We start from the raw sequence: 24,290 nt of genomic DNA on the forward strand, positions 1-24,290 counted from the left end.
CCAATCGGGTGCCGTTTTTAAATACACGAAGGTTTGTATGGCATCTCCTCGTTTTCTTGTTGGTATTGACCTTGGCACCACTAACACTGTGGTGGCGTACTGTGAAATCACCGACAACCTTGAACAATCCGAAGTATCCCTATTCGACATCGACCAATTGATTGGTCCGGGTGAAGTGGTTCGTAAACCATTACTGCCCTCTTTCCGCTATCACCCTGCGGTTGGTCAAATCTCCCCTTCTGACCTAACACTCCCTTGGGAAAACGAACTTGTCTCTGGCGACATTAGTAATGTGATCGTGGGTGAATGGGCTCGTGAACTAGGCGCCAAGGTGGAAGGACGTCAGGTATCCAGTGCTAAGAGCTGGCTATCGCACCAAGCAGTGGATCGTAGCTCAGACATTCTTCCTTGGGCTGGTGCACAAGATGTAGATAAAGTCTCTCCCGTTATTGCCAGCGCAAGCTACCTCAACCACATTCGCCAAGCATGGAACTACCGTCATCCTAGCAATAAGTTAGAAGACCAAGATGTGGTTGTGACCGTTCCAGCTTCGTTCGATGAAACCGCTCGTAAACTCACGCTTGAAGCGGCTGAGCTGGCAGGTTTAAAGAAAATCGTCCTGCTCGAAGAGCCACAAGCCGTGTGTTACGACTGGTACGCGCGTCACCAGCAAACCGCAGCTGATGAGCTCAAAGAGTTGCCACTGATCCTAGTGTGCGATGTGGGTGGTGGTACCACCGACTTGAGCTTGATTGAAGCAAGTTTCTCTTCTCAAGATGAGTTAGCCCTTGATCGTATTGGTGTTGGCGAGCACTTGATGCTTGGTGGTGATAACCTCGACTTAGCATTAGCACATCTTGCAGAGAGCCGCTTCAACCAAAGTAAGAAGCTCACTGCAGCAAGCCTGACTAAGCTGATTCAGCAAACTCGCAAGGCGAAAGAAAACCTACTTTCAGCGAGTGCACCTGAAGAAGTGAAAATCACCATGCTGGGCAGCGGCTCTAAACTTCTTGGCGGAACAAAGAGTATTGGGCTGAGCAAACAAGAAGTGCACCAAATCGCTTTGGATGGCTTCTTCCCGCTTTCTGATTTCAGTGAAGTACCAGACAAACGTCGCAGCGCCGTTGTCGAGTTTGGTCTTCCATACGTTGCCGACCCGGCAGTGAGCAAACACGTTGCCGAGTTCTTAACTCAGCACCAGCAAGTTGCTCGAGCCGCTCTTGGCATTGAAGACGACAAACAAAATGCCATTCCAGTCGGTTTGCTACTCAACGGTGGTGTGTTCAACAGTGAACTTGTGACTGAGCGTGTCACTACCCTACTTTCCGATTGGCGCGGCGCACCGGTTACGGTATTAGACAACCCACATCCAGATTGGTCTGTTGCACTGGGTGCTGTTGCGTTTGGTAAAGCACGTCGTGGTGCGCAGCTTAAAATTGGTGGCGGTGCAGCGCGTTCTTACTTCTTGCACCTTCAAGAAAAGAACAAGATGGGCAAAGCGCTCTGTTTGCTTGCAAAAGGTACAGAAGAAGGTCACGAGATCCGCTTAAGTGGTCGTCGTTTCTCGCTTACCCTAGGTGAACCCGTTCGCTTTAACCTGCTGACTTCTACCCACGACACCTTAACCAATAACACTGCCATTCAAAACGGTGTGATGGTTGATGTTGATCCTGACTTGTTTGCTCCTCTGCCGCCTTATATCACTACCCTTGAAGGTGAAGGCGCTGAGCTACAAGCCAACCAGAAAGAGCGCGTAGAAGTACAACTGGCGTGTCAGTTGACTGAAGTCGGCACGATTAAGATGGAATGTGTCAGCGCAGAAGACGACAACAAACGTTGGGAGCTGGAGTTCGAAGTTCGTAACAAGCAAACTGATGACAGTGAGCAAGTTAAGCTTCATCCTAAACTGAACGAATGTAAGGAGCTGATCGCACGCCTTTACAGCGGTAATAAGAAAAGCGCAGAAAGCAAAGAGATCAAAACCTTAGCCAAAGATCTTGAGAAGAAACTTGGCAAGCGCGATGAATGGGATTTCACTACCCTACGTCAACTGTTCGATACCTTTGCACAAGGTCGTAAGCGTCGTCGCCGTTCTGAACAACACGAGAAAAACTGGCTTCGTTTAGCTGGCTTTGCACTGCGTCCGGGCTTTGGCGATCCAACCGACTCATGGCGCATTGAGCAAGTTTGGGGTCTCTACCAACAAAACATTCAGTTCAAGAACCATCAAGGTTGGACTGACTGGTGGGTATTCTGGCGTCGTATTGCCGGTGGCTTGAGCCAAGAGCAGCAAGAGACCATCTTGGCAGACATCGCGAAATACCTACACCCTGGCGCGATGAAAAACCCACAATCAGCCAAAGCGGCACAAGACATGGGTTACGAGTCAATGGTTCGATTAGCGGCATCACTTGAACACCTAGAAGTCGAAGACAAAGTTCTATTGGCAACGTGGTTCTTGAGCAAAGCCATCAACCACAATCAGTTCGAACAAGCGCACTGGTGGGCAATGGGTCGCTTGGCATCACGTACCCCTTTGTATGGCAGCCAGCACAATGTCATTCCTCGTGAACAAGCAGAACAATGGTTACCTAAGCTTTTAGAGCAGAACTGGCAGAAAGAACCAATGATCGCTTTCGCAGCTGTAATGATTTGTCGTAAAACGGGTGACCGCCTATTTGATATCTCAGACGACTACCGTGAACAAGTGCTGGCTAAGTTGAAGCAAAGCAAGGTGCCTGAATCTTGGGTATCACTGGTTGAAGAAGTTAAAGCACTATCTGAAAGCGAATCGAAGAGTATCTTTGGTGACGCATTGCCAGCAGGCCTCACTTTAGTCAATCAGTAGAGTACATTAGCCGAAGTTTACTTTCCGTAGACAAACTTCGGCTAATACTCCATGCCACGCTTTATTTAATACACTGGTACCACCTTCTCACTTCTTTGTAGTACCTCTTTGTATTAAAAAGAAAATCCAGTAAGCTGAGCACGTTTTATTGTGGGGCTGTTATCTTGCTAAACCGAACTTTTATACTCACGCTATTTGCTGTCACCGCACTGTTTTTTTCCAGTGTGGCGGTGAGTGTTCAAGCGGGTCAAGAAACCTTTTCCCACTCAGCAGCCGGTGATTTTAAGTGGCAAGTTCATCCAGTAGAGTGCCCGAAATCGGAGCATCAAAATGAAATAAACAATCATCATTGCTGCGCTTCTGTTTGCTTACTGAAAATCCCTTGCAGTCAGAACGTCAATATCATCAGTAAACTATCTGTGGCTCGTGCCTCCATCCACCCCAATAAGATTGGCGAAGCCATCAGCCGAATTCAAACCTTATTCCGCCCTCCAATCGTTTAGATTCCATTCACAAATCTATCTATCACACTGTCGTCTCGTACGAACCAGTGTGTTCACTGAATAATGAATTTATAGGAATCTAAGCCATGAAAAAACTGGTTACTTTCGTTACTACACTACTTATCGCGTTTGGCGTACAAGCTGCCCAATTTGAAGAAGGGACACATTACAAAGTACTGGATGTTGAAAAATCTAACTCTCAAAAAGTGACTGAATTTTTCTCATTCTATTGCCCACACTGCTACAAATTTGAGCCCGTCATCAACAACCTAAAAGCATCATTACCTAAAGATGCAAAATTTGAAAAAGTTCATGTGGCTTTTATGGGAAATAACATGGCAGTACCAATGGCTAAATCCTACGCAACAATGGTCGCATTAGATGTGGAGAAAACACTCGTCCCTGCCATGTTCAAACAAATACATGAACTAAAATCAGCACCGAAAAATGAGGAGGCATTGCGCCAAATATTTATAGATAATGGTGTGGATGGGAAGAAATTTGATTCTGCTTATAACAGCTTTGTTGTTAGCTCTATGCAACGTGCATTTGACAAACAGTTTGAGAAGAGCACGCTAACTGGCGTTCCAGGCGTATTGGTTAACGACAAATACATTGTGAAACCAGAGAAGATAAAAAGCTTCGAAGAATATAATCAGCTAGTCAATTACTTGCTGACACTGTAAAACTAAAAAGGCCAGAGCTAAACTCTGGCCTTTCTTGTTAACATCTGCCTTTTTTCGCTTGACCCGGTGGACAAAACTCTCCGTCAGAACCAGATTTTGAGTCTTTATTACTCACTTTCACTTCAACGTCTTTGTATTCGCCTTCTAAGCTATTGATCTGACAACCAGCTAAAAGTCCGCACATACAAAGTGCTAGATAAATTTGCTTCATCTGATGATACCCTCATGTTTGTCGCAGATTTTACGTTTCTTACATTCTAGAATGTCATTAATTAGTCAATTTGCAATTTACGGTGTCAATTCAGCCTACGGAGTAGATTTTGAAACTCGAGAAATTTGAAGACATTTACTACCGCGCAGCAGAACGCAAAGGTGGCAATGAAAACTTGGAGACATTGCTGTCTTCACCATTAACGTCTCAAGAAATCGCACAGATACCCAATGATCGGTGGCTATCTGTATTTAGTATGAAGATCTTTCAAAGTGGTATCTCTTGGAATGTCGTTCGTAATAAATGGCCAAACTTTGAAGAGGTATTCTTTGGCTTTAATATTGGCCCATTACTGATGCTCTCAGACGAGCAGTGGGACAACAAAGCCTCAGATGTTCGTATCATTCGCCACCATGCTAAAGTCAAATCAATACAAGCTAACGCTCAAATGATCCATGAAGCTTCTCTTCAACATGGTTCGTTTGGAAATATGATCGCACAGTGGCCAAAAAGCGAAATCACAGGCTTATGGGGCTTTTTAAAGAAACACGGTAGCAGACTCGGTGGAAATACGGGCCCCTATAGCTTGCGGCAAATGGGAGTAGATACATTCATTCTGTCTGGGGATGTAGAGTCTTACTTGCGAAATAGTAAGATCATTGAGGGAGGAAAAGATACCAAACGCTCTCTACTTGCCATCAATAAAGCGTTCGCAGAATGGCAAACCCAAAGCGGCCGTAGCCTCAGCGAAATCAGTCAGACTATAGCATTCAGCACTGGCGATAATCGACTTTAATCACTCAGAAAACCAAAATAGAAAAGCCAGTCTACACTGGCTTTTCGGTAACTGAATTCAATATATCGTGGTTCTTAGCACTTCTCGATGTCGCTCTTCAGCAAGAATACATTCCACATCGACCTCACTTAATGGTGAGTTTCTATCTCTAGAAATCGCGCCATCGGCTATCAGCGACAAATAACGCCCGCAGCACACACGAAGAAAAGAAGTAAAATTACTGATGTCATGCTGTGCTTCTAGGGATTCACGGTATAAACGAGTGATCATTTGGTTCACAGTCAAGCTATCTCTTTCTGCAATTTCTTCTAAAGTTTCCCAAAAAAAACACTCTAAACGGATGGAAGTGACCACGCCATCAATTCTCAGCGAACGTGTTTTGCTGGTCCATAAATCTTGTTCTGCCTGTATAAACAACTGACACATGGTCACTCCTCCTGAGTATTGTTATAGCAACGCCGTAAACTGCTGAAGTAACGCTGGATGAGCAGGCCAAGCAGGTGCTGTTACCAACTTACCGTCAGTAATTGCCTGATCCATTTCTAGCGCGACATACTCGCCTCCAGCCATTGTCACTTCAGGAGCACACGCAGGATAAGCAGAAACTTTCTTGCCTTTCACAACATCCGCAGCTGTAAGTAATTGTGCACCATGACAAATGGCTGCGACTGGTTTACCTGTATTAATAAATGATTGAACTAACTCGATCACTTCTGGGTTTAATCTTAGGTATTCCGGAGCCCTACCCCCTGGAATATATAACGCATCGTATTGAGCGAACTCAATCTCATCAAAAGTAGCATTGAGTGTAAAGTTGTGTCCCTTTTTTTCTGTATAGGTCTGATCACCTTCAAAATCATGGATCGCTGTTGCAATAGAATCACCGATTTTTTTGCACGGGCACACGGCATCAACGTCATGTCCCATTGCTAGCAGTGCTTGAAATGGCACCATATTTTCATAGTCTTCAACGAAATCACCAGTGATCATCAGTACTTTAGCCATCTTGTTTCTCCATTTATTAACTCTGTTCCACCTAGTGTGCGCTTCAAGGTTTAGCATGGTCAGGTGAATGACAGGTAGTAATTGATTACTACGCTTGTTATCTGGTTCTAAAAAAAACAAAAGTTCATTACTACATCCAAGATATTCGGTTCGATGTAAAAAAAACTCCGATATATCGGAGCTAAAAGGGCGAATAGAACTTTGTAATTTACTTTTATAAAATAATGGCTATTTTGATAAAGCATAAAAAATTTACCATTATTTTAATCATAAGATATTCTTTATTTAAGAATGTAGATAATAAAATATTGCCTAATTAATTCTATATAGTTTCTTAAGTAATCATACTAACTAATAGATAAAACCTATATTAATGCATTGATAGATACATAAATCAACTTCTAAACTTGTCGGATATTTTAAGCATCTATTCTTAGCAAACAACCCATCAAAAAACGCCAAATATTAGTCACTTATTTTTGACGATCAAAAACACCAATGTTCAAACAAAATAAGAGAGCCATCCATTATCACATCCTTTATGGTTGAAAAGTAATAACCATTTAATATAAGCCTGTATGTTCTAGAATATTATTATCATTACAAGCCAAGTTTTACACCACAAAATAGCCAAGAAGAAGTTACTCAGCATATTTAATGAAATTACCTTAACAGATTTTTAAATTTTTACACTATAACCAATGCCGCATTTAATTATGAAAACAATGAAATTAAAACAGGCAAATCAACAATAAATACAAAATATGTATATCTTTAATCACTCAGATAATTGATTACATATATATCATAGCGTTATATTTTTTATTGTTATAACCTATAACTATTCTTTTTATTCACTATCCTGCAATTTTATTGGAGGTGGGATTGTCTAACCAATACGAAAAAACATGATTTTCATTATTTCGTTTAGCTTGATACATCGCCTCATCAGCTAGTTTGATCAGTGTATTCATATCTTTTCCTTCGCCGGGGAAACAGCTGACTCCAATACTGGCCCCTACTGAAAGCAATTGTCCCTCATAATCAATTGGTTGTTTTAGATACTCCACAAACTCGTCAGCTTTTTGCATCACCCCATCGTAGTTTTCCAGCAGATCCAAACACACAACAAACTCGTCACCGCCCCAACGACCCGCAAAGTCGGTAGAACGGAAACTTCGCTCAATGCGAAACGCAAACTGTCTTAAGATTTCATCACCAGCATCATGCCCATAATTATCATTGATCTCTTTAAAACGGTCTAAATCAATAAAAAATAAGGCAATTTTCAAACCAGTTCGATTCGCTTTCATTATCGCTTGCTCTGAAGCGCGAAGAAACGCTCTGCGATTGCGTAAACCAGTCAAAGGATCACGCTCTGAGAGAAATACCAGTTGTTCTTTTTGCAATTCAAGGGTCGATGTTTTTCGCTTAATCTCTTGTTCTAACTCTTCTTTAGTAATAATGCTGTTTTGGAGGCTTTGCTTCATATGGTTGAAGTACTTTGCCAGCTCAACAAACTCATCATTGGGGAGTGGACATTGCATGCGACTAACAAGATTACCGCGACCTAACTCATCAATAGCCTGACGTATAAAATGCACACCTTGGCGAAAGCGCTTGAGGATCATAAAAGCAATACCACAAACAATGATGGAAAACAGAAGTAGTTGAACAGCGCTTGAGGTTAAGGCAAAGGCCTGCCTTTCTGCACTCTGTTTAAGAATGTACTGTTCTAAATAAGAGAGCTCTTCGGTCATATTTTGTACAACCATGTTATACCGTGAGTGAAGTAATGCTTTTGCTTCAGCGAAGTGTTGTCTTCCCTGTTTACTTTCCACCAGCGAACGCTCTTGCTCGATCAGTACAGCAAGGCTCTTATTGAGTTTATCTAAGTTTGTTATGTAATCATGATAAGATGTCGATTCACTAAGCTTTTCAGACAATCTTTGTTGAGCAATGTATACCTGCTCAAGGCTATTGCTATCCTCATATTGCAAAAATACCCATAGCTGGCTTCGCAACATGTTTACCCGTGATTGGATCTGAATCACTGCCTGAATATTCTGTTGAATACGCTTTTGCTCGTAATGCAATTTTCCCAAAGAATAGGTAATCAATACGATAAGAAACGCCGTTGATATAAATAACACTGTTAGCTTACGCGAAATGGATTCAATCACTTGACGGCTACCTCTAACTTTATCGCTTCTTCTAAGGCTTCAATCGCCATTAAAGAACGGAACTCCGGTATTTTTCCCTGAGTTAAGTTTGCGTCAACCGCCCATCTTGCCTGCATTTGTAAATTTGAAAGCAACGCATTGCTCAGTGAAAGTCGGAACACGTAGTCTTTCCAAGACCACAACAACTGTTCTTCCGGTACATTGAGTTTTTTGGCGATTAAGGTGCGAGCTTTTTCTTGATTGGTATTTATCCAATCGACTGATTCAGCAAGTGTTTGGAGTAGTCGCACTGTTTGCTCATGGTTTTGTTGATAGGTTGTGTTAAGAGATAAAAGGTTAAATGAAAGATGATAGATCCCGGGTAAACTTAAATTAATAATGTCTTCGTTAGCATCAGCTTGGAGCATATAACCATAAGGCTCCCAGACAGAGATTGCATCGACATCACCTTTAACAAGCTTTTCGTTCAGTTCAGTAGGCTTCAAGTACACTCGTTCTAAATCAAGCCCTTTAAGACTATTTGCAATCAACATGGAATCAAAATAAAACTCGCTGGCACTCGCTTTTATGATCCCGACGCGCTTATTTTGCAAATCTGAAATACGCTCTACGCCACGACTCTCCAGTGTCAGTAATTTAAGGTCATTGGCAGATTCAACAAAACTGGTAAGTACGACAAAATCATCACGTTCAAAGCTTTTAAACATAACTACAGATTCTGATGCCGTCGCAAAATCAGCCTCACCAGTGAACATTTTCTGACTGCACACAACACCACCCGTGCAGGCTAAAAAGCGCAAGTTTAAGTTGTACTTTTCATCTAAACGTAAATGTTCAAGAGCGATAAAAGGCGCAGACAAGGGAGTTTGAGAAACGGCAATCGTTAAAGGCTTTGCTGAAGGCTCTTCATTTTTTATCGGAGAAACAAACGCTGCTAATAAAACGCTCGAAGAAACAGCAATAATGAGTAGCGTAAACCTTTTCCATGGTTCCATATTCCACAACCCTACCTAGCACTTTAGAATTAACAGCATTTAATTGTTAGTCTAGTCAGCAAATATCACTTCTGTTAGCAACATTAGTGCTTTTTACCGTATTTAACCTCGCTTCTTTGATATTAAGCAATAAAACTCATAACAATGTGCTCTAGCCTGCCGCTTAGCAGTGGCTCAATAAGCTCCCTTCAATTACGGTTGCCACTTACTTTAACTGTATCGATTTGTAGTCTTGCCCATGATTCATACCACGCGTTATTAAACAGTGATATTAACCTCTTCACTTCTTTCAAACAGGTAAAACAACCACATATAAATTGAAATGCATATTTCAATCACTGCCCTTTTGCAATTGAACACTTTTTAGTCAAATTGCCCATATTAAATGCTAAGCAGACCGCAAAGTTGTAGATCTTTAGAAAAAACGCTTTTACAGAACAAACCACTACACAAACCGCTAATCGTCATAACTTAGCCACTACCAAAGACGCTATTGAGCAGAATATTACTGCTGAATGGGACATATGTAGCGTAAATCACAAAATGCATGATGGATCATAAAACAGGTTAAAGATGTTGCGTGATTGTTTAAAACAGGAATAATTGCGAATGTTACATACATGTAACCGCATAACATAACAAATTACTAAAACCACCATTCTTATAACTATAAAATTTAATAAGACAGGACAGATGATGAAGAAAAACGTGTTGCTGGCACTGGCAGGGGGATTTTTTACCTCAAATGCCGTTGCGTCCAGCTTAGATGAAAAAATTAATGAAGTAGTTGCACCTATCGTAAACCCTTTTGTTGGAATGATCTTTTCGACTATTCCATTCCCATTTTCTGACGTACAGGTGCCTTGGATCGTATTATGGTTAGTCGTTGCCGCTATCTTTTTCACAGCTTACCTTGGGTTTATTAACGTCCGAGGTTTTAAGCATGCTATCGAATTAGTTTCAGGCAAATACAGCGATCCGAAAGCAAAGCAAGATGGTGAAGTCACCCATTTTCAAGCACTAACAACTGCTCTTTCCGGTACTGTCGGTTTGGGTAATATTGCCGGTGTTGCTGTTGCTGTTTCGATTGGTGGTGCTGGAGCGACCTTCTGGATGATCCTTGCAGGCTTATTGGGTATGTCCAGTAAGTTTGTGGAGTGTGCGCTGGGTGTTAAATACCGAAACACAAACCCTGATGGGACAGTTTCTGGTGGCCCAATGTACTACTTGAGTAAAGGCTTAGCAGCACGTGGCAATGCCGCTCTTGGACGCACTCTTGCTGTACTATTTTCGGTGTGTGCTATCGGTGGTGCTTTAGGCGGCGGTAACATGTTCCAAGCCAACCAAGCATTTAAGCAAGTGGTTAGCGTGACAGGTGGTGATGCCTCTTTCCTTGCTGATAAAGGCTGGTTATTTGGCCTTATCCTTGCTGTGATTGTAGGTATCGTGATTATTGGTGGTATCAAATCAATTGCAAAAGTAACCGAAAAAGTCGTACCGTTCATGGCGCTCGTCTATGTGGGTACTGCTTTGATCATCATCGGTATTAACTATGACCGTATCGACGATGCATTTGGTGCTATTTTCCACGGTGCATTTACCGGTGAAGGCATTGCCGGTGGTGTGATTGGTGTACTAATCCAAGGTTTCAAGCGAGCAGCGTTTTCGAACGAAGCGGGTGTTGGTTCTGCGGCAATTGCTCACGCAGCAGTAAAGACGAAAGAGCCAATGTCAGAAGGCTTTGTCTCTCTACTTGAACCATTTATCGATACTGTTGTGATTTGTACGATGACAGCTTTGGTCATCATTATCACAGGTTACTTAGATACGGATACTGGTTTAGCCGGCGTTGAACTAACTTCAGCTGCATTTGGTAGTGCAATTAGCTGGTTCCCGCATATTCTAGCTATCGCAGTCGTTCTCTTTGCATTTTCGACGATGATTTCGTGGTCTTACTATGGCTTAAAAGCTTGGACTTACCTATTTGGTGAAAGTAAAACAGCTGAAATCATCTTTAAAGTGAAGTTCTGTGTCTTCGTTGTGATTGGCGCTGCAATGAACTTAGGCCCAGTTATCGACTTCTCTGATGCTATGATCTTCTCTATGGCACTGGTGAACATTGTCGGTCTATATATTCTGGTTCCTGAGATTAAACGTGACCTTGCAGATTATCTTGTACGCCTAGAAGCACGTAAACAAGGTAAGCTTGAAGCGGCTTCTCAAGAGTCTTAATCCAGAATTGTAGATTCAAATCACGAACAATATAAAAGCCACACAGATTAACCTGTGTGGCTTTTTTGTTTCTAGTCGTTCGGTTTAGCCTTAAAACATGCCATTGCCATGAGCCATTTGTGCCGGAATTTCTTGGATGATATCCCAGTGCTCAACTATCTTGCCGTTCTCGACACGAAATAGGTCATAAAACGCCTGAGGCTTGCCATTCCAACGGCCTTCACTTTGAGTCAATACAAAATTACCCTCACCCAAGATGCGGTGAGTCTTATGGTATTCAAACAAGTTATTTTGTGACGCTAGGTATTTAAGAGCTTCTTGCAAGCCGTCTAATCCATCTTTAACCATAGGGTTATGCTGGTCATACTGCTCTAAGCTTACATAGTCAGTGATCTTTTCTGGTGCATTACCAAAAAGAACATCTTCAACAAATTTTGTCACCAATTCTTTGTTTTGTGCCGTTTTATCTAAATCTTTAACGATAGTCGGGCCATCAAATTGCGAACGTCCACTTGCTGTATTTTTAACAATCGGAGAAATTGCATCCCAATGCTCTGCCACTTGGCCGTTTTCCATTCGCCAAACGTCAAATGTGACCACCTCCTTAGCGCCGAAAGCTTCAGCATTGTCATAGGTGTTGTGCATAATGATGAAATCCCCATCTTGCAGTAAACGGTGATTCTTATATGTTGTTCCCGCCACTTTTAATGTAGGCAACATCTCTAGCATTGGGGCTAAGCCTGTTGGAACGTGTGGGTTATGCTGAATGTAATCTTCACGAAAATATTTTCTTATTTCAGCAGCATCATAATCTTTAAAAAGTGCATTTTGAGCATTCATTGCAGTTTGTTTCATCGAAGTATTCTCCTTTGAATTCGTAGTATCAACAGAACGAGCGGAGCAACCACCCAGAACCGCCATACTCACTAACATTGCCGACACAAAACATATGGACTTTATATTCATATTTATTACTCCAAGTATCTATTTGCGTGCTGAATGTTATCATTGGGTAGCAATGCGTCAATTAGTTACCTTTAGGTAACCCATTGAATAAGAAGAATAAAAAGAGGTTCATTATGCATAAAGTGACAGTTCTGGATAAAAAAGATGCAATAAATTGCCCAATACGCAACGTCATCGATCGAATTGGTGACAAGTGGAGCTTAATCGTTTTAGTGATACTTTCAGAACAACCCACCCGATTTAATGAGTTAAAAAGAACGGTGGGCGACATCTCTCAAAAAGTATTAACTCAGGTACTCAAAAATTTAGAGCAAGATGGTTACATAAATAGAACGGAATACCATGAAAACCAGCTAAAGGTAGTATACGAGCTTACCGAGATGGGATTAAGTATCTTAGATCCGATTGGAGAGTTAATTCATTGGGCAGAACAGAATCATTCCAAGATATTGAAAAACCGTGAGAAGTACTCAAGCTAAAGGTCATAAAAAAGCCTTTCCTTTCCCGGAAAGGCTTTCTATATAAAAATCTTACATTGAAAGGCTTAGTATGCCTTGTGAAATCATACCGACTGCAGTAATCGCAACAATACTTAAGCCGCACGCACCCCATTTTTCTTTACCTTGAAACGGATGAATACCCTGCTCTCGTTTTGCTTGCATGTAAAAGTACAATCCCGGTAGGTATAAAATCGCCGATAGCAGTAAATAATTTAACCCTGAAGCATACAGTAACCACAAACCATAGACACTAGCGCCTAATCCAATCGCTAATAAGCTTCCTTTATCACGCTTCTCGATTGCCAGTTTTAATGTAAACGCACCCACGAGGAAGTAAGGAACCAATATCATTTCTGATGCTATCACGAGCAACGTGTCGTACGTACTGCCAGCAAACATCACCACTATCAGCGAGATTTGTATCCACACATTTGTTAAAAGTAATGGACGGAAGGGACTACCTGCTTTGTTCACCTCAGCGTACTTCTTAGGGAACATGTTTTCTTTAGCGCATAAATAAGGAGCTTCGGAAGCCAGCACTGTCCAGCTCAAAAAGGCACCACAGACTGAGATAAGAAGGCCAACGCTTACAATTACCTGCCCCCAAGGACCAAGGATTGTAGTGAGAACTTTCGCCATTGACGGATTGTGGTATTGGGCAAGCTCAACAGGTTTAATTACCCCCATAGAAAGGAGTGTAACAAAGACATAAATAGCCAAAGCGGTTAGCAAGCCAAGGATTGTGGCTCGTCCAATGTCTTTTCGGTTTCGTGCTCGGCTAGAAACAACAACAGCACCTTCAATACCAATGAAAACCCAGACCGTCACTAACATCGTACTTTTGACTTGAGATAGCAAGTCATGCTCAGCACCAAAGTGTACCCCTGTAAAATCTAATGTGAAGGTATCTAAATTGAAGGCAAATAAAGCGCAGATAATAAAAATGATCAGCGGAACTAATTTGGCATACGTGGTCACCATATTAATTAATGCTGCTGTTTGCACACCGCGCAAAACTAGCGCATGCACCATCCAAAGTAAGCAAGACGCCCCAACAATAGAAACCCAAGTATTGCCCTGACCAAAAATCACATTGGTCGGAGTATCAAATAAGAGGCCTAAGGTACTAAATACGATCACCAGATAAGAAACGTTGGCAAGCATCGCGCTCAACCAATACCCCCAAGCCGAGCAAAAACCGACAAAATCACCAAAGCCTTCTTTTGCATAACCAAACACCCCACTTTCTACGTGTGGTTTAGCTGTAGCAAGTTTTTGGAATGACAAAGCAAGAAAGATCATTCCGACACCGGTGATCAGCCAACCTAACATGACTGCAGCTGGGCTAGCTACAGAAGCCATATTTTGTGGCAGACTAAAGACTCCAGCTCCTATCATTGAACCAATGACGATTGCAGTTAGTGAGCCAAGTCCAAGTTTATTATCCATCGTAAAATCCGATATATGCAGCAATGCGTTAAGAGCTCGCTATTCTACGTGCAATGTTCAATTTAAGGCAGATCCGTTGTGATAAAAGTCGCAAACTTTCTCGCTAAATAGCGCACTTCATTGTGATTGATCAAAACGACAAGAGAACAGCAGAATAAAACACCGACAATTAAAGTGAAATTGAAACATTAATACAAAAAATAACCGCCAAACAATCACCTTAACTAACTAAGTGACATTATTGAAAAACATAAGTCTAGGTAAGCTCCGCAATCAATCGCTCTCATTATCTTCGTAAAAAACCAAAGGGGAAAAATTGTGCTACATTTTAAACACAGTATCCATTACTTCCTTTGAGCCACGATGATGTGGCTTCTTTTTTGTCTTTAATTTCTCTCGAACTGACGACCTGAATATAAAAAAAGCAGCCGATTCGGCTGCTTTTTGTTGATGGAAGATTAATGCTGTGTGCCAGTTTGATTTGGACCAAACTCCACTTCGTGGTAGATATCAGCAAGGCTTTTCGCTTTTTTCACTTTTTTGCGCGTCTTGGTCGGTTCACTAGGTTCCAACTCATGTTGCAATGCTTTTTCGTGTGCTTTTGCCGACTCGACAAACTCTGGACTTGCTAAGGCTTCTTGGCGGAGTCGGTTCACTCTTTCTAAGGTTTCCCAAATCATACTCACCTCCAGATGTTCACTGTTTCTATATACAGTATAGTTCTTCCATCATAGTGATCAAGTTTTACTGTTTATTTAAACAGGTTATTGTAGATATGCGTTTAACATCCACATAAGTTTCTCTTGTTCACGAATGTAGTCACCCATCAATGCAGCAGTACCTTCATCATCCGCTTCAGCTGCGTATTGCAAGATCACACGTTGTTTTGCAATCAATTGACTAAAACCATCAACTAACCCTTGAACACACGCTTTTCCTGTTGTCGCATTTTGATGCTCTTTAATTGCACTGCGCTCAAGGTAACGACTAAAGCTATGATCAGGAGTAAAACCAAGAGTCAATATACGCTCAGCTAGTTCGTCAATTTTTGTTTGCAGATCCGTGTAAATCTCTTCAAATTTCACGTGTAATTCGAAAAACTGCTGGCCTTTGATATTCCAGTGATACCCGCGAGAGTTCATGTATTGAAGTTGATAATGCGCTAACAGATCATTTAGTTGTTCAGATAGTGTTTGTGACTGTTCTTGGTCAAGGCCGATTAAGCTAATTTGGTGAGACATATGCATTTTCCTCTCATAATCAAAAACGAATAGAGGCTGAATTACCTCTTTATGGGAAAAGTATACGTATTCACATTAGATAGATAAAATCTTCACTATCTATAAGTTCGATAGATAAAAACTATTGATAGAAGCCATCTTTGGGGTCGAACTCTGGAAAATCTGATGCGTGCTCTGCCAATATGCTCTGGCTTTCTCTTAGTGCTTCGACACAATGTTTATCGAGCTTACCCTGATGAACCATTTTCTCTAACTCTAAAATGGCATGCATAGCCGAACAGGCTTGGCGATAGGGTTTATGTGCAGTCATCGCATCATAGATGTTAGCGACGGATACAATCCGTGCCGCAATAGGTATTTCTTCACCTATCAGCCCATCTGGATACCCTGAACCATCTAAAAATTCATGGTGATGCGCCATAATTTGGCTTAGTAATAAAACACTTGGGTGATGAGGGTACCCCAGCGCTTCTAGTATCTCATCAATAATGTCCATGCCATGTTGAATATGCTTTCTGATTTGGATGAGTTCTTTGCTAGTTAGTGGTGCCATTTTACATAACAAAGTAACGGGGAGACGGGTTTTGCCTAAGTCATGAAACTGAGCGAACAAAGAGATATTCTCAACCGTTTCATCATCAAAGCCGTACATGTCTGCTAAATTAGCGGCGATAATACGGGCATAAAACGCAATACGCTCTTTGTGCGCTTGCGATTCACGATGATATACAGGCGAATGCCTCTGCACTTGTTCTGCACACTCGATAATGGCATGCACCAGTTGATACTCAGAAAACACCGCGAACTGAATCATATCAATATACGGTTTGAGCCTAGTAATGATGGAAAGGTCGAATGCAGCTTTGGTAAATGAGTTAAGAAACGCGAAGCCAATGAAATCTCCACTTTGATATAACGGTATCGCCGCCGAAGAACGATAACCACACTCAATAAGCATGGTGATATGAGGCGATGGCGTCATGTCTGTTAAATCGTTCAACACCCGTGGCACCCCGGACTCCATGCATTGTTTTAAAGCTGGTAGGCGAGAAATCGATGCTTCATAGTGCGCTTTTTGCAGCGATAACAAGGAGCTGTCCGCGTACGTCCTAAGCGTTTGCTCATGCTCATCGAAAAGGGCAAATGAAATTCTGTCTAAGTGAGGTATGTGACTACTCATACGACTTTTAATGGATTGTAACTGCGCATTCAGTGAATCAGCATATTCAAAATAGCAAATTGGCTGATAACGATGTAAATGTTCCATGACGTTCCTGCCCTTTAGATTTCCTTTCCATTAGCATCAACTAAAGTTTAGACGGTTAGATACCCTGTATACCATTCCATAACCAATAAATCCGTTGTTCTGTTGACCTATGATAATTTCTTCATCATCCCATCGTTAAAACCTATTCAAATGATAAATATTTTCTATTATCCGTCTTACGTTGCCATCGGTATGCTTGATCACATTGATAGTCAGACTTAGGAACAGGAAGATGAAGGCTCTAGTGGTTGAAGGTGGTGCGATGAGAGGCATTTTTGCTAGTGGCGTTTTAGATGCATTTATGCGCAAACATTACAACCCTTATCATTTTTCTATCGGTGTGTCTGCGGGTGTATCTAACTTAGTGGGCTACCTCGCCCATCAACCAAAACGGAGTTACCATGTCATCACGAAACTTGCGACTGACAAACGCTTTTTAAATCCCGCCAGATTTGTGAAGGGTGGGCATTTAGTCGATGTAAAGTGGCTTATCGAAGAATCTAACCATCGCTACCCTCTTGATATTGAAAAGGTGCGACATGCAAACCCAATGCTTGCAACTACAACCAATATCAATACCGGAAATGCCGATTATTACCAACTAGATTTAGACAATCTGGAGCGTATTCTCGAAGCAACTTGTGCACTTCCGATCGCTTATAAAACCGTTCCTTGTTTTTCAGGAGGATGTTATACCGATGGCGGGGTTGCCGATTCAATTCCTGTAAAAGAAGCGTATCGCCGAGGTGCAAAAGACATTACGGTTATTCTATCTCACCCGATAAGTTATGAGATGCCTGCACCAAAATTCGGTTGGTTAATGCAAAAGGTATTGGCAGATTACCCTCATGTAGCAAGTGCATTAGCAAAACGCGCGGAGAATTATAATCAATCACTGGAGTTTATCCGCTATCCTCCAACAGACGCGATCGTGCGTGTCATCGCTCCACCCGAACAGTTTGCGGTACAAAGGCTAACTAAAAATAAACGTATTCTAGAGCATGGCTACCAAATGGGGCTTGAGGCTGGAGAACAGCATCTACAAATACAACAAGGCATTCACGGTTTAACCGATGAAAATTGTCATTTCTGTATCTAACTAAAAAGGTCGCCGATACAGCGACCTTTTTCTCTAGTTTGCAATATCGAGCGTATTCCCTTGCACTCCGTTTACCCGGAACCAACCCGCAATACTGTAGCGTTCCGCATTTGTTGGTAATACTTCATGAGGAAATTGTTCAGACAAAAAGACAAATAACCGCCCCGCTTTAGGAGGGATGGTAGCAATATGATTATCTTTCAAATCATACACTTTAAGCTCACCGGCATCCTCGTCATTCCAATGCTCATTCATATAAAACACCGTGGTTAAACGGCGATTTTCATTGCCTTTGAAACAATCCAGATGTTTTTGGTAGAAGTCACCTTTTTCATATTTCGCAAAATGGGCTTCATATTCAAACAAACCAAGAAAAAAGTGTCGGTTCGCCTCAAGACGGATCTGTTCCATCTTCTCAAGAAAACTTGCTACAGCGGCACCCATATTACGGCTGAGCCATTGGATCTTATCGCTGCGTATCGTCACTTCTCTTGACGTTTCTTCATTGCGTCCAATGCGAGCTTTTTTCCATTCATCCGGAATAGAATTTCTTAATTCAGCTACTTGCTCAGGAGAAATAAAATCGTCCCAAATGTAATAACCTTGGGTTGCTAGTGCATCGATTAACTTGTTCATTCAAACGCTCGGAAAGAAATTCGGGCGCTTTATATATGCCAAGATAGGCAAACGAACAATTCACGTTAGTAATCGACACGACAAATGACTACTGAAACAAAGCAAGTTTAAGGGGGATGGGATGACCCAACCAATAAGCGAATTCGGTATGATCTAATAAGTCATCCCCTGTGACTGCATGAACTAAAACAGAATGCCCCGCTCTTCTTTGTTCCAACCAAGGAATAAAGCGCTCAAACTCTTGTCGCTTAAAGTGCACCTCAAAGCTCCATTTCGTATGAGGGCCGACTGGTTGGCAATTAAAATTACCCACCTTTAAATTGAGCTCTGAAAAGATGCTTTCTCTTAGCGCTTTTGCAAACTCACTACTTTCTTCACAAAAATACACATGGGCATGATAGAAATCATGACGGTTTTGAGGGTAAGACATAACGGGATGATCTGTTGAGGTTTAAAAAACCATCATAACAACAGCCTTTAAAAATATCCCCGAGACTTACATTCCTTACACTTCGTTTAATCTTTATCAATAATCAAAGACTTAGCGTCCCCTTCTCCCATGGGTTTATAGAAATAAAATCCTTGAACTTCATCTATATTCCAAACTTTCAGTTTTTTGTATTGGGAGGAAGTTTCAACCCCTTCTGCCACAATAGTTAACCCCAATTCATGTGACATAGAAGCAATGCTTCGAACTAACGTTCGAGCCTTTTCATTGTGTTCTAGTTGATCGATGTATGAGCGGTCAAGTTTCACAACATCTAAAGGGAACGTACACAATGTACTGAATGAAGAGTAGCCCGTACCAAAATCATCGAGCGCTAAGTGAACACCGAGTTGCTTGATAAGCGCCATTCTCTCAATGACGTCGCTTTCCCCAACCATCAGCATGCTTTCTGTAATTTCGAGTGTCAGCTGGCCACTTTTTATCGAATATTTTTCGATTAACGATGCTAAGTAACTAACCAGAGACGTATGGTAGAAATGAGGGCTTGATAGGTTAACGTGCACCGTCAGCGGTTTTGCGGTCACACCATTTGTCTTGTTATTGATCTCGGAGATAAATTGACATGCTTGCTCCAATATTTGCTCGCCGATTTCAACAATCAGTTTTTGTTTTTCAGCTAGTGGAATAAAGACAGCAGGAGAAATATTTCCAAGCACAGGGTGGACCCAACGGGCTAACGCTTCGAAGCCATTGATCTCTTGGCTACTGCAATCAACAATAGGTTGGAAATGGGCAAAAAACTCATTCCGTTGTACGGCACCCAGAAGATCACGAGTAATTGCTTGGGCATTCTGAGCCTCACGCAGTAAAGCAGAATCAACTGACTGCAGCTTTTTCCCACCAAAATGCTGCGATCGGTTGGTGACATATTGTGCTAGTTGTAAAAGTGACTCAAAGTTTGCCCCCACGTATTCGTTATCAACCATCACTGCTTTCATACCCAGCTCAAGTTCAATACCACCGATAGCAGCCCGATTTCCGTACCGCTCCACCAGCGTTTCACCGATTTGCCATAGCGCGTCGGTATTACAGTGGTTATTAGCAATAATAAGGAACTCGTGCTCGCTGACGCGGCCAATTTGGTTGCAATCAACATTAGACTTAATGCTTTCAACTAAGTGCTTCACAACACGATCATAAAAGGCTAACCCATAGACTTCCGCCGTTTCACTTAGGCGTGAAAAGGTAATATAGAGCACAGCGAAAGTACCTGTTTGTTCATTCTCAACGAGGTTGTGTTCAATATGCTGGATAGTGGCAGGCTTATTCAAAAAGCCAGAGATTGTATCTTTTGTCGTGAGTGTTTGAATTAATTCTTGCTGTTGTTTTTGCTCACTTAAGTCTTTAACTGATAACATTAATGACTGTCCAGACTGTAGCTCAATCACTGAGATTTCAATGTGACATGGTGTTAACTCACCATTTTTGCAGTTTAATTCAGCCTCAAACTCTCGCTGCCCCTGCTCTATCGCTGCATACATATCTTCCACTTTGCAATGATGCGGTGCTTGAGCAGCACATAAGTTTTCAAGTGACATTGATTGTAACTCATGCTTTTTGTAACCAAGCATCTGTTCAACAGCCAAGTTGGAATCCACGATGACCTTATCAACAACCAGCATCATTCCCATATTTTGGCTTTGATATAACGCTTCAAACTTTTGTAGCGTTTCTGAAAGCTTGTCTTCATTGACACTTGAAGATTGCGCAAGGTGTGAAACTAGCTCAGTAATTCGTTCAAATTCATCTTTAGTTTTTCGCTCCGGCAATTCATTTCCATCAAAAAGCCGAGTGATCCCGTGTTCTAGGTGTTTAAACCGGTTTCCGACTTGGATTCGAAATAAAAATACCGTGACGGTAGTGATGGCAATCGCGACAGCCAGTACAATGATGATAAGGCGCAAGAATAAGCGATTTCCTTTTGAATAGAACGCTCTTGGCACCTCAGTATGTAAGATTGCAAGGGTTTCACCACCTAGACCGACAAGTGGAGAATGAGCAGAGAGAATTTGGTCATCTTTATGAACGAATATTCCTGAATCTAACAACCAATGCTCATCCGTCGACTTAATATCATGTTGCTGGTCGTACAATATTTCATTTTCAGCAGAAAGAATGCCGCTGTATTCATGTGGAAAGCGGTATGACAGATGCTGTCCCCATATTTGCCAACCCACCATTTCAGATTCACCTTCACTATCGCGCACCGGTGTCAATGAAATGATCCACAGTTCACCATTCCCTTTGATGATTCCTGAGATACCGTGTTTCTCTCCATCCAAAACCGTTTTCATTCTTGCAATATGAGCGTTCATTCCTTTTGAACGCAAGAAGGCTTCCAAGAGCAGCTCAAAACCTTTTCCATCCATGTTCCGATAAAGTGACTCTGTCACCGTAAAGTCGGTTTGCAAGTACGCAATCAGATCTAAACCAAGTGTATCCAATGTCGATAGACCTAAATTTCGATCGTAATACCCTGGGTCCCCTTGTTTTAACAACAAATACGACTCATCCCAATGGGCCCAGTCATAAGCTCGTTCGTTTTGTGCTTCAACAATGCGCTCTATAACGGACTCTGCCTGACGGTTAGCCTTGACGATCTGATCCAGTTCAAGCTGGTCAATACTCAATAAGAAAAAATAGCGTGTAATAAAGAGGCTGCTCAGCAATATACTGAGCAATCCAGTAGCAAAGAGAAGTGCTGTTTTCGTCTTCAGTGTTAGAACACCAAAACGAGATATGCTTCGAATAGACATAGTGTAATTATAGTGTTTTTTATATATATACTGCGATTTTAGATGACTCAACACTATAGTTTGTTTGATATAAATCGGAATTTATTAAACTTTATGACTAAAAACTGTTTTCAATGCGTCTAATCTATTCATTCAGTCACAGATCCTCAACAAAAGTGAGTGATGGATCCGGTTTATAGTTAGAAATAGCCATACCGATAAAAATAATCACAAAACCCACCAACGAACTAACAGCAACAGACTCTGAAGATAAAACATTAAAAGGGGTCTCGTTGCCACAGGCATCATATTGATAAAAGACGATGCCTCTACAAATCCAGTTTCATTGGACGGCTATGTAAAAATAAGGGAGGAATAATCAGCCATTGAGGTTAAGTGACACTACCGAGGTTAATCAATCAAGCCTTTCTCAATGGCATACTTTGCTAATTCAGCCGTGCTATGTAAATCAAGCTTGTGCTTGATGTTTTGTCGATGTGTTTCTACCGTGCGTGCGCTGATATCAAGCATGGTTCCTATTTTCTTGCTACTACAACCTTGCGCAACCAGTTTCAACACCGCTTCCTCTCTGCGACTCAATGGATTGGGCTTTTGTGCTGCCGGGGTGATCTCTTGAGTAAATAAGGTTTGAGCGACAGATTCACAAAAGTAGGTTGAGCCTTGATTCACCGTTTTGATCGCCTGAACCATTTTATCAGCCGAAATTTCTTTCAACATATAACCCACCGCACCACTCTGCATCACTTTCATGATGTACTCACGGTTGTCATGCATGGTTAACATTAAAACCTTCGCATCAGCCAGTTCCTCTTTGATAACTCTTGTTGCATCTATGCCATTCATCAACGGCATGCTTACGTCCATCAGAATCACATCTGGCAGTAAACGCTTCACAACATCTAATGCTTCTATGCCGTTACTGGCTGTACCAACGACATCAATATCCGGTTCCATCTCTAATCGAGCGATGAAGCCATCTAATACGACTTGATGATCATCAACAATCACCACTTTGATCGGTTTATCCATATACAAGTCCATCTAACTGCAACAACACGGTGATTTCAGTACCAAATCCAGGTTCACTAGAAAGCTCTATTTCGCCACCTAAAAACTCTACGCGCTCACGCATATTACGCAGGCCAATCCCTCTCTGCCTTAATGCGTCATTAACATGAAAACCGACACCATCATCGCGGATCATCAACTGCAACATATTACCTAGCTGCTGCAAGATCACAGTGACTGTCGTGGCATGGGCATGCTTTTCAATGTTAGTTAATGACTCTTGCGCAACTCGATACAAGGTTGTCGCTACTTCAGATTTTAGCTTACCCGGCTGAGTATCGAATAAGGTTTCAATGTCTACACCGGAATGCGCTTTAAAGTCTTGCAGTAGTGTATTTAAAGCGGCCTCTAAACCGATATCATCCAGTGCGCTTGGTCGGAGTTTATGCGAGATATGTCTGACTTCATTAATTGCAGTCATCAGCGAGTTTTGTGATTTGGCTAAATGCTGCCGTTGAGATTCTTCCTGAAGTTTGTGGCTTAGCAGCTCAAGGTGGCATTTACTCGATACTAAAAGTTGGTTTATACCATCGTGTAACTCTCGGGCTAGGTGCTTTTTTTCGTCTTCTTGAAACATTACTGTTTTGTGGGCCAGCTCTTTTAGGCTTCTATCGGCAATACGATGTTCGTGCAAATTAATCGCTAATGTCAGAACGACAATAACCGCTACCGTCACTACCACAATCACGATAAGAGAGAAAAATGTGGTTTCGATGTTTTTGTTGATCTCTGACTGCATATTCGCCACTTCCAAGCTGACATCTTCAATATACAATCCTGTTCCAATCATCCATTGCCATTTTTCCAACCAAGCTGCGTAGCTTAGCTTAGGGACCGTTTCTCCTGTCGAGGGTTTTTGCCATAGATACTGATGAAACCCACCACCACTTTGGGCCTGTTGCAACAGCGCTTCAATAAGGTGATCACCATTTTCATCTTGGATATGCAGTAGGTTCTGGCCCACCAGTTCCGGTAAGATCGGGTGGACTAAATTGGTGCCGTTGCGATCGTAGGCAAAGAAATAACCGTCTTTTCCGTAACGTAATTTGGTGAGAATGGCTCTGACTTCCGCTTTGGCACGTACTTCATCAAGAGTGGGATCATTATAAACATGGGAGATCGCGTCAAAAGCCAGATCAACGCTGTCTTTTAACGCAGATTCTTTAGATTTGATCAAGCTCGCTCTGAAGATCTCAATCTCTCGATCGCCCAGCGTTTTTGCTTGATACACCGATATCCAACTGATACTGGCAGTCACGATCAACAGTGGTATCAGTGTGAGCAAGATAAGTTTTGCTTTTAGAGGCATTCCTTCTCCTCAATAAAAAACTGCTCGCACCA

The 24,290-nt window shown here is 41.9% G+C and carries 22 protein-coding genes; 7 read left to right on the plus strand and 15 right to left on the minus strand.

The window, feature by feature from the left end; genetic code table 11:
- The first annotated feature begins 37 nt into the window (after positions 1 to 37).
- From ACQEXU_RS07190 to ACQEXU_RS07200, 3 genes are all read left to right on the plus strand, one after another.
- Entirely contained in the window at positions 38 to 2,848 is a 2,811-nt protein-coding gene (locus ACQEXU_RS07190; protein ID WP_427010249.1) for an Hsp70 family protein, read from the plus strand.
- 164 nt (positions 2,849 to 3,012) lie between these two features.
- Complete coding sequence (locus tag ACQEXU_RS07195; protein ID WP_427010250.1) at positions 3,013 to 3,351, plus strand: hypothetical protein; 339 nt, start codon at positions 3,013 to 3,015, stop codon at positions 3,349 to 3,351.
- 86 nt (positions 3,352 to 3,437) lie between these two features.
- Positions 3,438 to 4,037 carry a thiol:disulfide interchange protein DsbA/DsbL gene (locus ACQEXU_RS07200; protein ID WP_427010251.1) on the plus strand — a complete coding sequence of 200 codons (600 nt, stop codon included), beginning with the start codon at positions 3,438 to 3,440 and terminating at the stop codon, positions 4,035 to 4,037.
- 37 nt (positions 4,038 to 4,074) lie between these two features.
- On the opposite strand, the gene ACQEXU_RS07205 is transcribed toward ACQEXU_RS07200, so the two are convergent.
- Positions 4,075 to 4,248 carry a hypothetical protein gene (locus ACQEXU_RS07205; RefSeq protein WP_427010252.1) on the minus strand — a complete coding sequence of 58 codons (174 nt, stop codon included), beginning with the start codon at positions 4,246 to 4,248 and terminating at the stop codon, positions 4,075 to 4,077.
- Positions 4,249 to 4,357: 109 nt separating this feature from the next.
- Here ACQEXU_RS07205 and ACQEXU_RS07210 point away from each other — a divergent pair, with 109 nt between their 5' ends.
- Positions 4,358 to 5,044 (plus strand): DNA-3-methyladenine glycosylase I, encoded by a 687-nt coding sequence (locus tag ACQEXU_RS07210; RefSeq protein ID WP_427010253.1) that lies wholly within the window; start codon positions 4,358 to 4,360, stop codon positions 5,042 to 5,044.
- A gap of 57 nt (positions 5,045 to 5,101) precedes the next feature.
- Here the strand turns inward: ACQEXU_RS07210 and ACQEXU_RS07215 are convergent, their stop codons facing one another.
- The 4 genes from ACQEXU_RS07215 to ACQEXU_RS07230 all read right to left on the minus strand — a co-directional run bounded on the left by ACQEXU_RS07215 (position 5,102) and on the right by ACQEXU_RS07230 (position 9,227).
- Positions 5,102 to 5,470 (minus strand): ribbon-helix-helix domain-containing protein, encoded by a 369-nt coding sequence (locus ACQEXU_RS07215; protein WP_367988806.1) that lies wholly within the window; start codon positions 5,468 to 5,470, stop codon positions 5,102 to 5,104.
- A 21-nt stretch (positions 5,471 to 5,491) separates the two neighbouring features.
- The gene (locus ACQEXU_RS07220) at positions 5,492 to 6,049 is read right to left on the minus strand and encodes a DJ-1/PfpI family protein (RefSeq protein ID WP_367988805.1); all 558 of its coding nucleotides are present in this window, start codon (positions 6,047 to 6,049) and stop codon (positions 5,492 to 5,494) included.
- 857 nt (positions 6,050 to 6,906) lie between these two features.
- Positions 6,907 to 8,232 carry a diguanylate cyclase gene (locus ACQEXU_RS07225; RefSeq protein ID WP_427010254.1) on the minus strand — a complete coding sequence of 442 codons (1,326 nt, stop codon included), beginning with the start codon at positions 8,230 to 8,232 and terminating at the stop codon, positions 6,907 to 6,909.
- Positions 8,229 to 9,227: an ABC transporter substrate-binding protein gene (locus ACQEXU_RS07230; protein ID WP_427010255.1), complete on the minus strand. Its 999-nt coding sequence runs from the start codon at positions 9,225 to 9,227 to the stop codon at positions 8,229 to 8,231. Before ACQEXU_RS07230 ends, ACQEXU_RS07225 begins: the two co-directional genes overlap by 4 nt.
- A 696-nt stretch (positions 9,228 to 9,923) precedes the next feature.
- Between ACQEXU_RS07230 and ACQEXU_RS07235 the strand changes: the two genes are divergently transcribed.
- Positions 9,924 to 11,459, plus strand: a complete 1,536-nt coding sequence (locus ACQEXU_RS07235) for an alanine/glycine:cation symporter family protein (protein WP_427010338.1) — start codon at positions 9,924 to 9,926, stop codon at positions 11,457 to 11,459.
- Positions 11,460 to 11,549: 90 nt separating this feature from the next.
- Here ACQEXU_RS07235 and ACQEXU_RS07240 read toward each other — a convergent pair whose 3' ends face one another.
- On the minus strand, positions 11,550 to 12,314 hold the full coding sequence (locus ACQEXU_RS07240) for a nuclear transport factor 2 family protein (RefSeq protein ID WP_427010256.1): 765 nt from the start codon (positions 12,312 to 12,314) through the stop codon (positions 11,550 to 11,552).
- Positions 12,315 to 12,538: 224 nt separating this feature from the next.
- On the opposite strand from ACQEXU_RS07240, the gene ACQEXU_RS07245 reads away from it, so the two are divergent.
- On the plus strand, positions 12,539 to 12,904 hold the full coding sequence (locus ACQEXU_RS07245; RefSeq protein WP_427010257.1) for a winged helix-turn-helix transcriptional regulator: 366 nt from the start codon (positions 12,539 to 12,541) through the stop codon (positions 12,902 to 12,904).
- 51 nt (positions 12,905 to 12,955) lie between these two features.
- On the opposite strand, the gene ACQEXU_RS07250 is transcribed toward ACQEXU_RS07245, so the two are convergent.
- The 4 genes from ACQEXU_RS07250 to ACQEXU_RS07265 all read right to left on the minus strand — a co-directional run bounded on the left by ACQEXU_RS07250 (position 12,956) and on the right by ACQEXU_RS07265 (position 16,882).
- Complete coding sequence (locus ACQEXU_RS07250) at positions 12,956 to 14,374, minus strand: basic amino acid/polyamine antiporter (RefSeq protein ID WP_367988800.1); 1,419 nt, start codon at positions 14,372 to 14,374, stop codon at positions 12,956 to 12,958.
- Positions 14,375 to 14,832: 458 nt separating this feature from the next.
- Positions 14,833 to 15,054, minus strand: a complete 222-nt coding sequence (locus tag ACQEXU_RS07255; RefSeq protein ID WP_427010258.1) for a hypothetical protein — start codon at positions 15,052 to 15,054, stop codon at positions 14,833 to 14,835.
- An 84-nt stretch (positions 15,055 to 15,138) separates the two neighbouring features.
- Positions 15,139 to 15,615 carry a Dps family protein gene (locus ACQEXU_RS07260; RefSeq protein ID WP_367988798.1) on the minus strand — a complete coding sequence of 159 codons (477 nt, stop codon included), beginning with the start codon at positions 15,613 to 15,615 and terminating at the stop codon, positions 15,139 to 15,141.
- Between the two features lie 121 nt (positions 15,616 to 15,736).
- Complete coding sequence (locus ACQEXU_RS07265; RefSeq protein WP_427010259.1) at positions 15,737 to 16,882, minus strand: HD domain-containing phosphohydrolase; 1,146 nt, start codon at positions 16,880 to 16,882, stop codon at positions 15,737 to 15,739.
- A 232-nt stretch (positions 16,883 to 17,114) separates the two neighbouring features.
- Here ACQEXU_RS07265 and ACQEXU_RS07270 point away from each other — a divergent pair, with 232 nt between their 5' ends.
- Complete coding sequence (locus tag ACQEXU_RS07270) at positions 17,115 to 17,981, plus strand: patatin-like phospholipase family protein (protein WP_427010260.1); 867 nt, start codon at positions 17,115 to 17,117, stop codon at positions 17,979 to 17,981.
- 33 nt (positions 17,982 to 18,014) lie between these two features.
- Here the strand turns inward: ACQEXU_RS07270 and ACQEXU_RS07275 are convergent, their stop codons facing one another.
- From ACQEXU_RS07275 to ACQEXU_RS07295, 5 genes are all read right to left on the minus strand, one after another.
- Positions 18,015 to 18,617 (minus strand): 2OG-Fe(II) oxygenase, encoded by a 603-nt coding sequence (locus ACQEXU_RS07275; RefSeq protein WP_427010261.1) that lies wholly within the window; start codon positions 18,615 to 18,617, stop codon positions 18,015 to 18,017.
- Between the two features lie 88 nt (positions 18,618 to 18,705).
- Complete coding sequence (locus tag ACQEXU_RS07280) at positions 18,706 to 19,047, minus strand: DOPA 4,5-dioxygenase family protein (RefSeq protein WP_427010262.1); 342 nt, start codon at positions 19,045 to 19,047, stop codon at positions 18,706 to 18,708.
- An 86-nt stretch (positions 19,048 to 19,133) separates the two neighbouring features.
- Positions 19,134 to 21,881, minus strand: coding sequence for a bifunctional diguanylate cyclase/phosphodiesterase (locus tag ACQEXU_RS07285; protein WP_427010263.1), 2,748 nt, complete (start codon positions 21,879 to 21,881; stop codon positions 19,134 to 19,136).
- 390 nt (positions 21,882 to 22,271) lie between these two features.
- Positions 22,272 to 22,910, minus strand: a complete 639-nt coding sequence (locus ACQEXU_RS07290; protein ID WP_427010264.1) for a response regulator — start codon at positions 22,908 to 22,910, stop codon at positions 22,272 to 22,274.
- Positions 22,903 to 24,258, minus strand: a complete 1,356-nt coding sequence (locus ACQEXU_RS07295) for a cache domain-containing protein (RefSeq protein WP_427010265.1) — start codon at positions 24,256 to 24,258, stop codon at positions 22,903 to 22,905. The genes ACQEXU_RS07290 and ACQEXU_RS07295 overlap by 8 nt, the downstream gene beginning before the upstream one ends.
- Between the last annotated feature and the right edge of the window lie 32 nt (positions 24,259 to 24,290).

Origin of the sequence: Vibrio sp. TRT 21S02 (assembly GCF_050113675.1) — a bacterium.
Lineage (GTDB): Bacteria > Pseudomonadota > Gammaproteobacteria > Enterobacterales > Vibrionaceae > Vibrio.

Bases quoted from the DNA above. Each gene is read 5' to 3' on its own strand.
- ACQEXU_RS07190 (WP_427010249.1), top strand. From the start codon at position 38: ATGGCATCTCCTCGTTTTCTTGTTGGTATTGACCTTGGCACCACTAAC.
- ACQEXU_RS07200 (WP_427010251.1), top strand. From the start codon at position 3,438: ATGAAAAAACTGGTTACTTTCGTTACTACACTACTTATCGCGTTTGGC.
- ACQEXU_RS07205 (WP_427010252.1), bottom strand. From the start codon at position 4,248: ATGAAGCAAATTTATCTAGCACTTTGTATGTGCGGACTTTTAGCTGGT.
- ACQEXU_RS07215 (WP_367988806.1), bottom strand. From the start codon at position 5,470: ATGTGTCAGTTGTTTATACAGGCAGAACAAGATTTATGGACCAGCAAA.
- ACQEXU_RS07220 (WP_367988805.1), bottom strand. From the start codon at position 6,049: ATGGCTAAAGTACTGATGATCACTGGTGATTTCGTTGAAGACTATGAA.
- ACQEXU_RS07230 (WP_427010255.1), bottom strand. From the start codon at position 9,227: ATGGAACCATGGAAAAGGTTTACGCTACTCATTATTGCTGTTTCTTCG.
- ACQEXU_RS07235 (WP_427010338.1), top strand. From the start codon at position 9,924: ATGAAGAAAAACGTGTTGCTGGCACTGGCAGGGGGATTTTTTACCTCA.
- ACQEXU_RS07240 (WP_427010256.1), bottom strand. From the start codon at position 12,314: ATGAAACAAACTGCAATGAATGCTCAAAATGCACTTTTTAAAGATTAT.
- ACQEXU_RS07245 (WP_427010257.1), top strand. From the start codon at position 12,539: ATGCATAAAGTGACAGTTCTGGATAAAAAAGATGCAATAAATTGCCCA.
- ACQEXU_RS07250 (WP_367988800.1), bottom strand. From the start codon at position 14,374: ATGGATAATAAACTTGGACTTGGCTCACTAACTGCAATCGTCATTGGT.
- ACQEXU_RS07255 (WP_427010258.1), bottom strand. From the start codon at position 15,054: ATGATTTGGGAAACCTTAGAAAGAGTGAACCGACTCCGCCAAGAAGCC.
- ACQEXU_RS07260 (WP_367988798.1), bottom strand. From the start codon at position 15,615: ATGTCTCACCAAATTAGCTTAATCGGCCTTGACCAAGAACAGTCACAA.
- ACQEXU_RS07265 (WP_427010259.1), bottom strand. From the start codon at position 16,882: ATGGAACATTTACATCGTTATCAGCCAATTTGCTATTTTGAATATGCT.
- ACQEXU_RS07270 (WP_427010260.1), top strand. From the start codon at position 17,115: ATGAAGGCTCTAGTGGTTGAAGGTGGTGCGATGAGAGGCATTTTTGCT.
- ACQEXU_RS07275 (WP_427010261.1), bottom strand. From the start codon at position 18,617: ATGAACAAGTTAATCGATGCACTAGCAACCCAAGGTTATTACATTTGG.
- ACQEXU_RS07280 (WP_427010262.1), bottom strand. From the start codon at position 19,047: ATGTCTTACCCTCAAAACCGTCATGATTTCTATCATGCCCATGTGTAT.
- ACQEXU_RS07285 (WP_427010263.1), bottom strand. From the start codon at position 21,881: ATGTCTATTCGAAGCATATCTCGTTTTGGTGTTCTAACACTGAAGACG.
- ACQEXU_RS07290 (WP_427010264.1), bottom strand. From the start codon at position 22,910: ATGGATAAACCGATCAAAGTGGTGATTGTTGATGATCATCAAGTCGTA.
- ACQEXU_RS07295 (WP_427010265.1), bottom strand. From the start codon at position 24,258: ATGCCTCTAAAAGCAAAACTTATCTTGCTCACACTGATACCACTGTTG.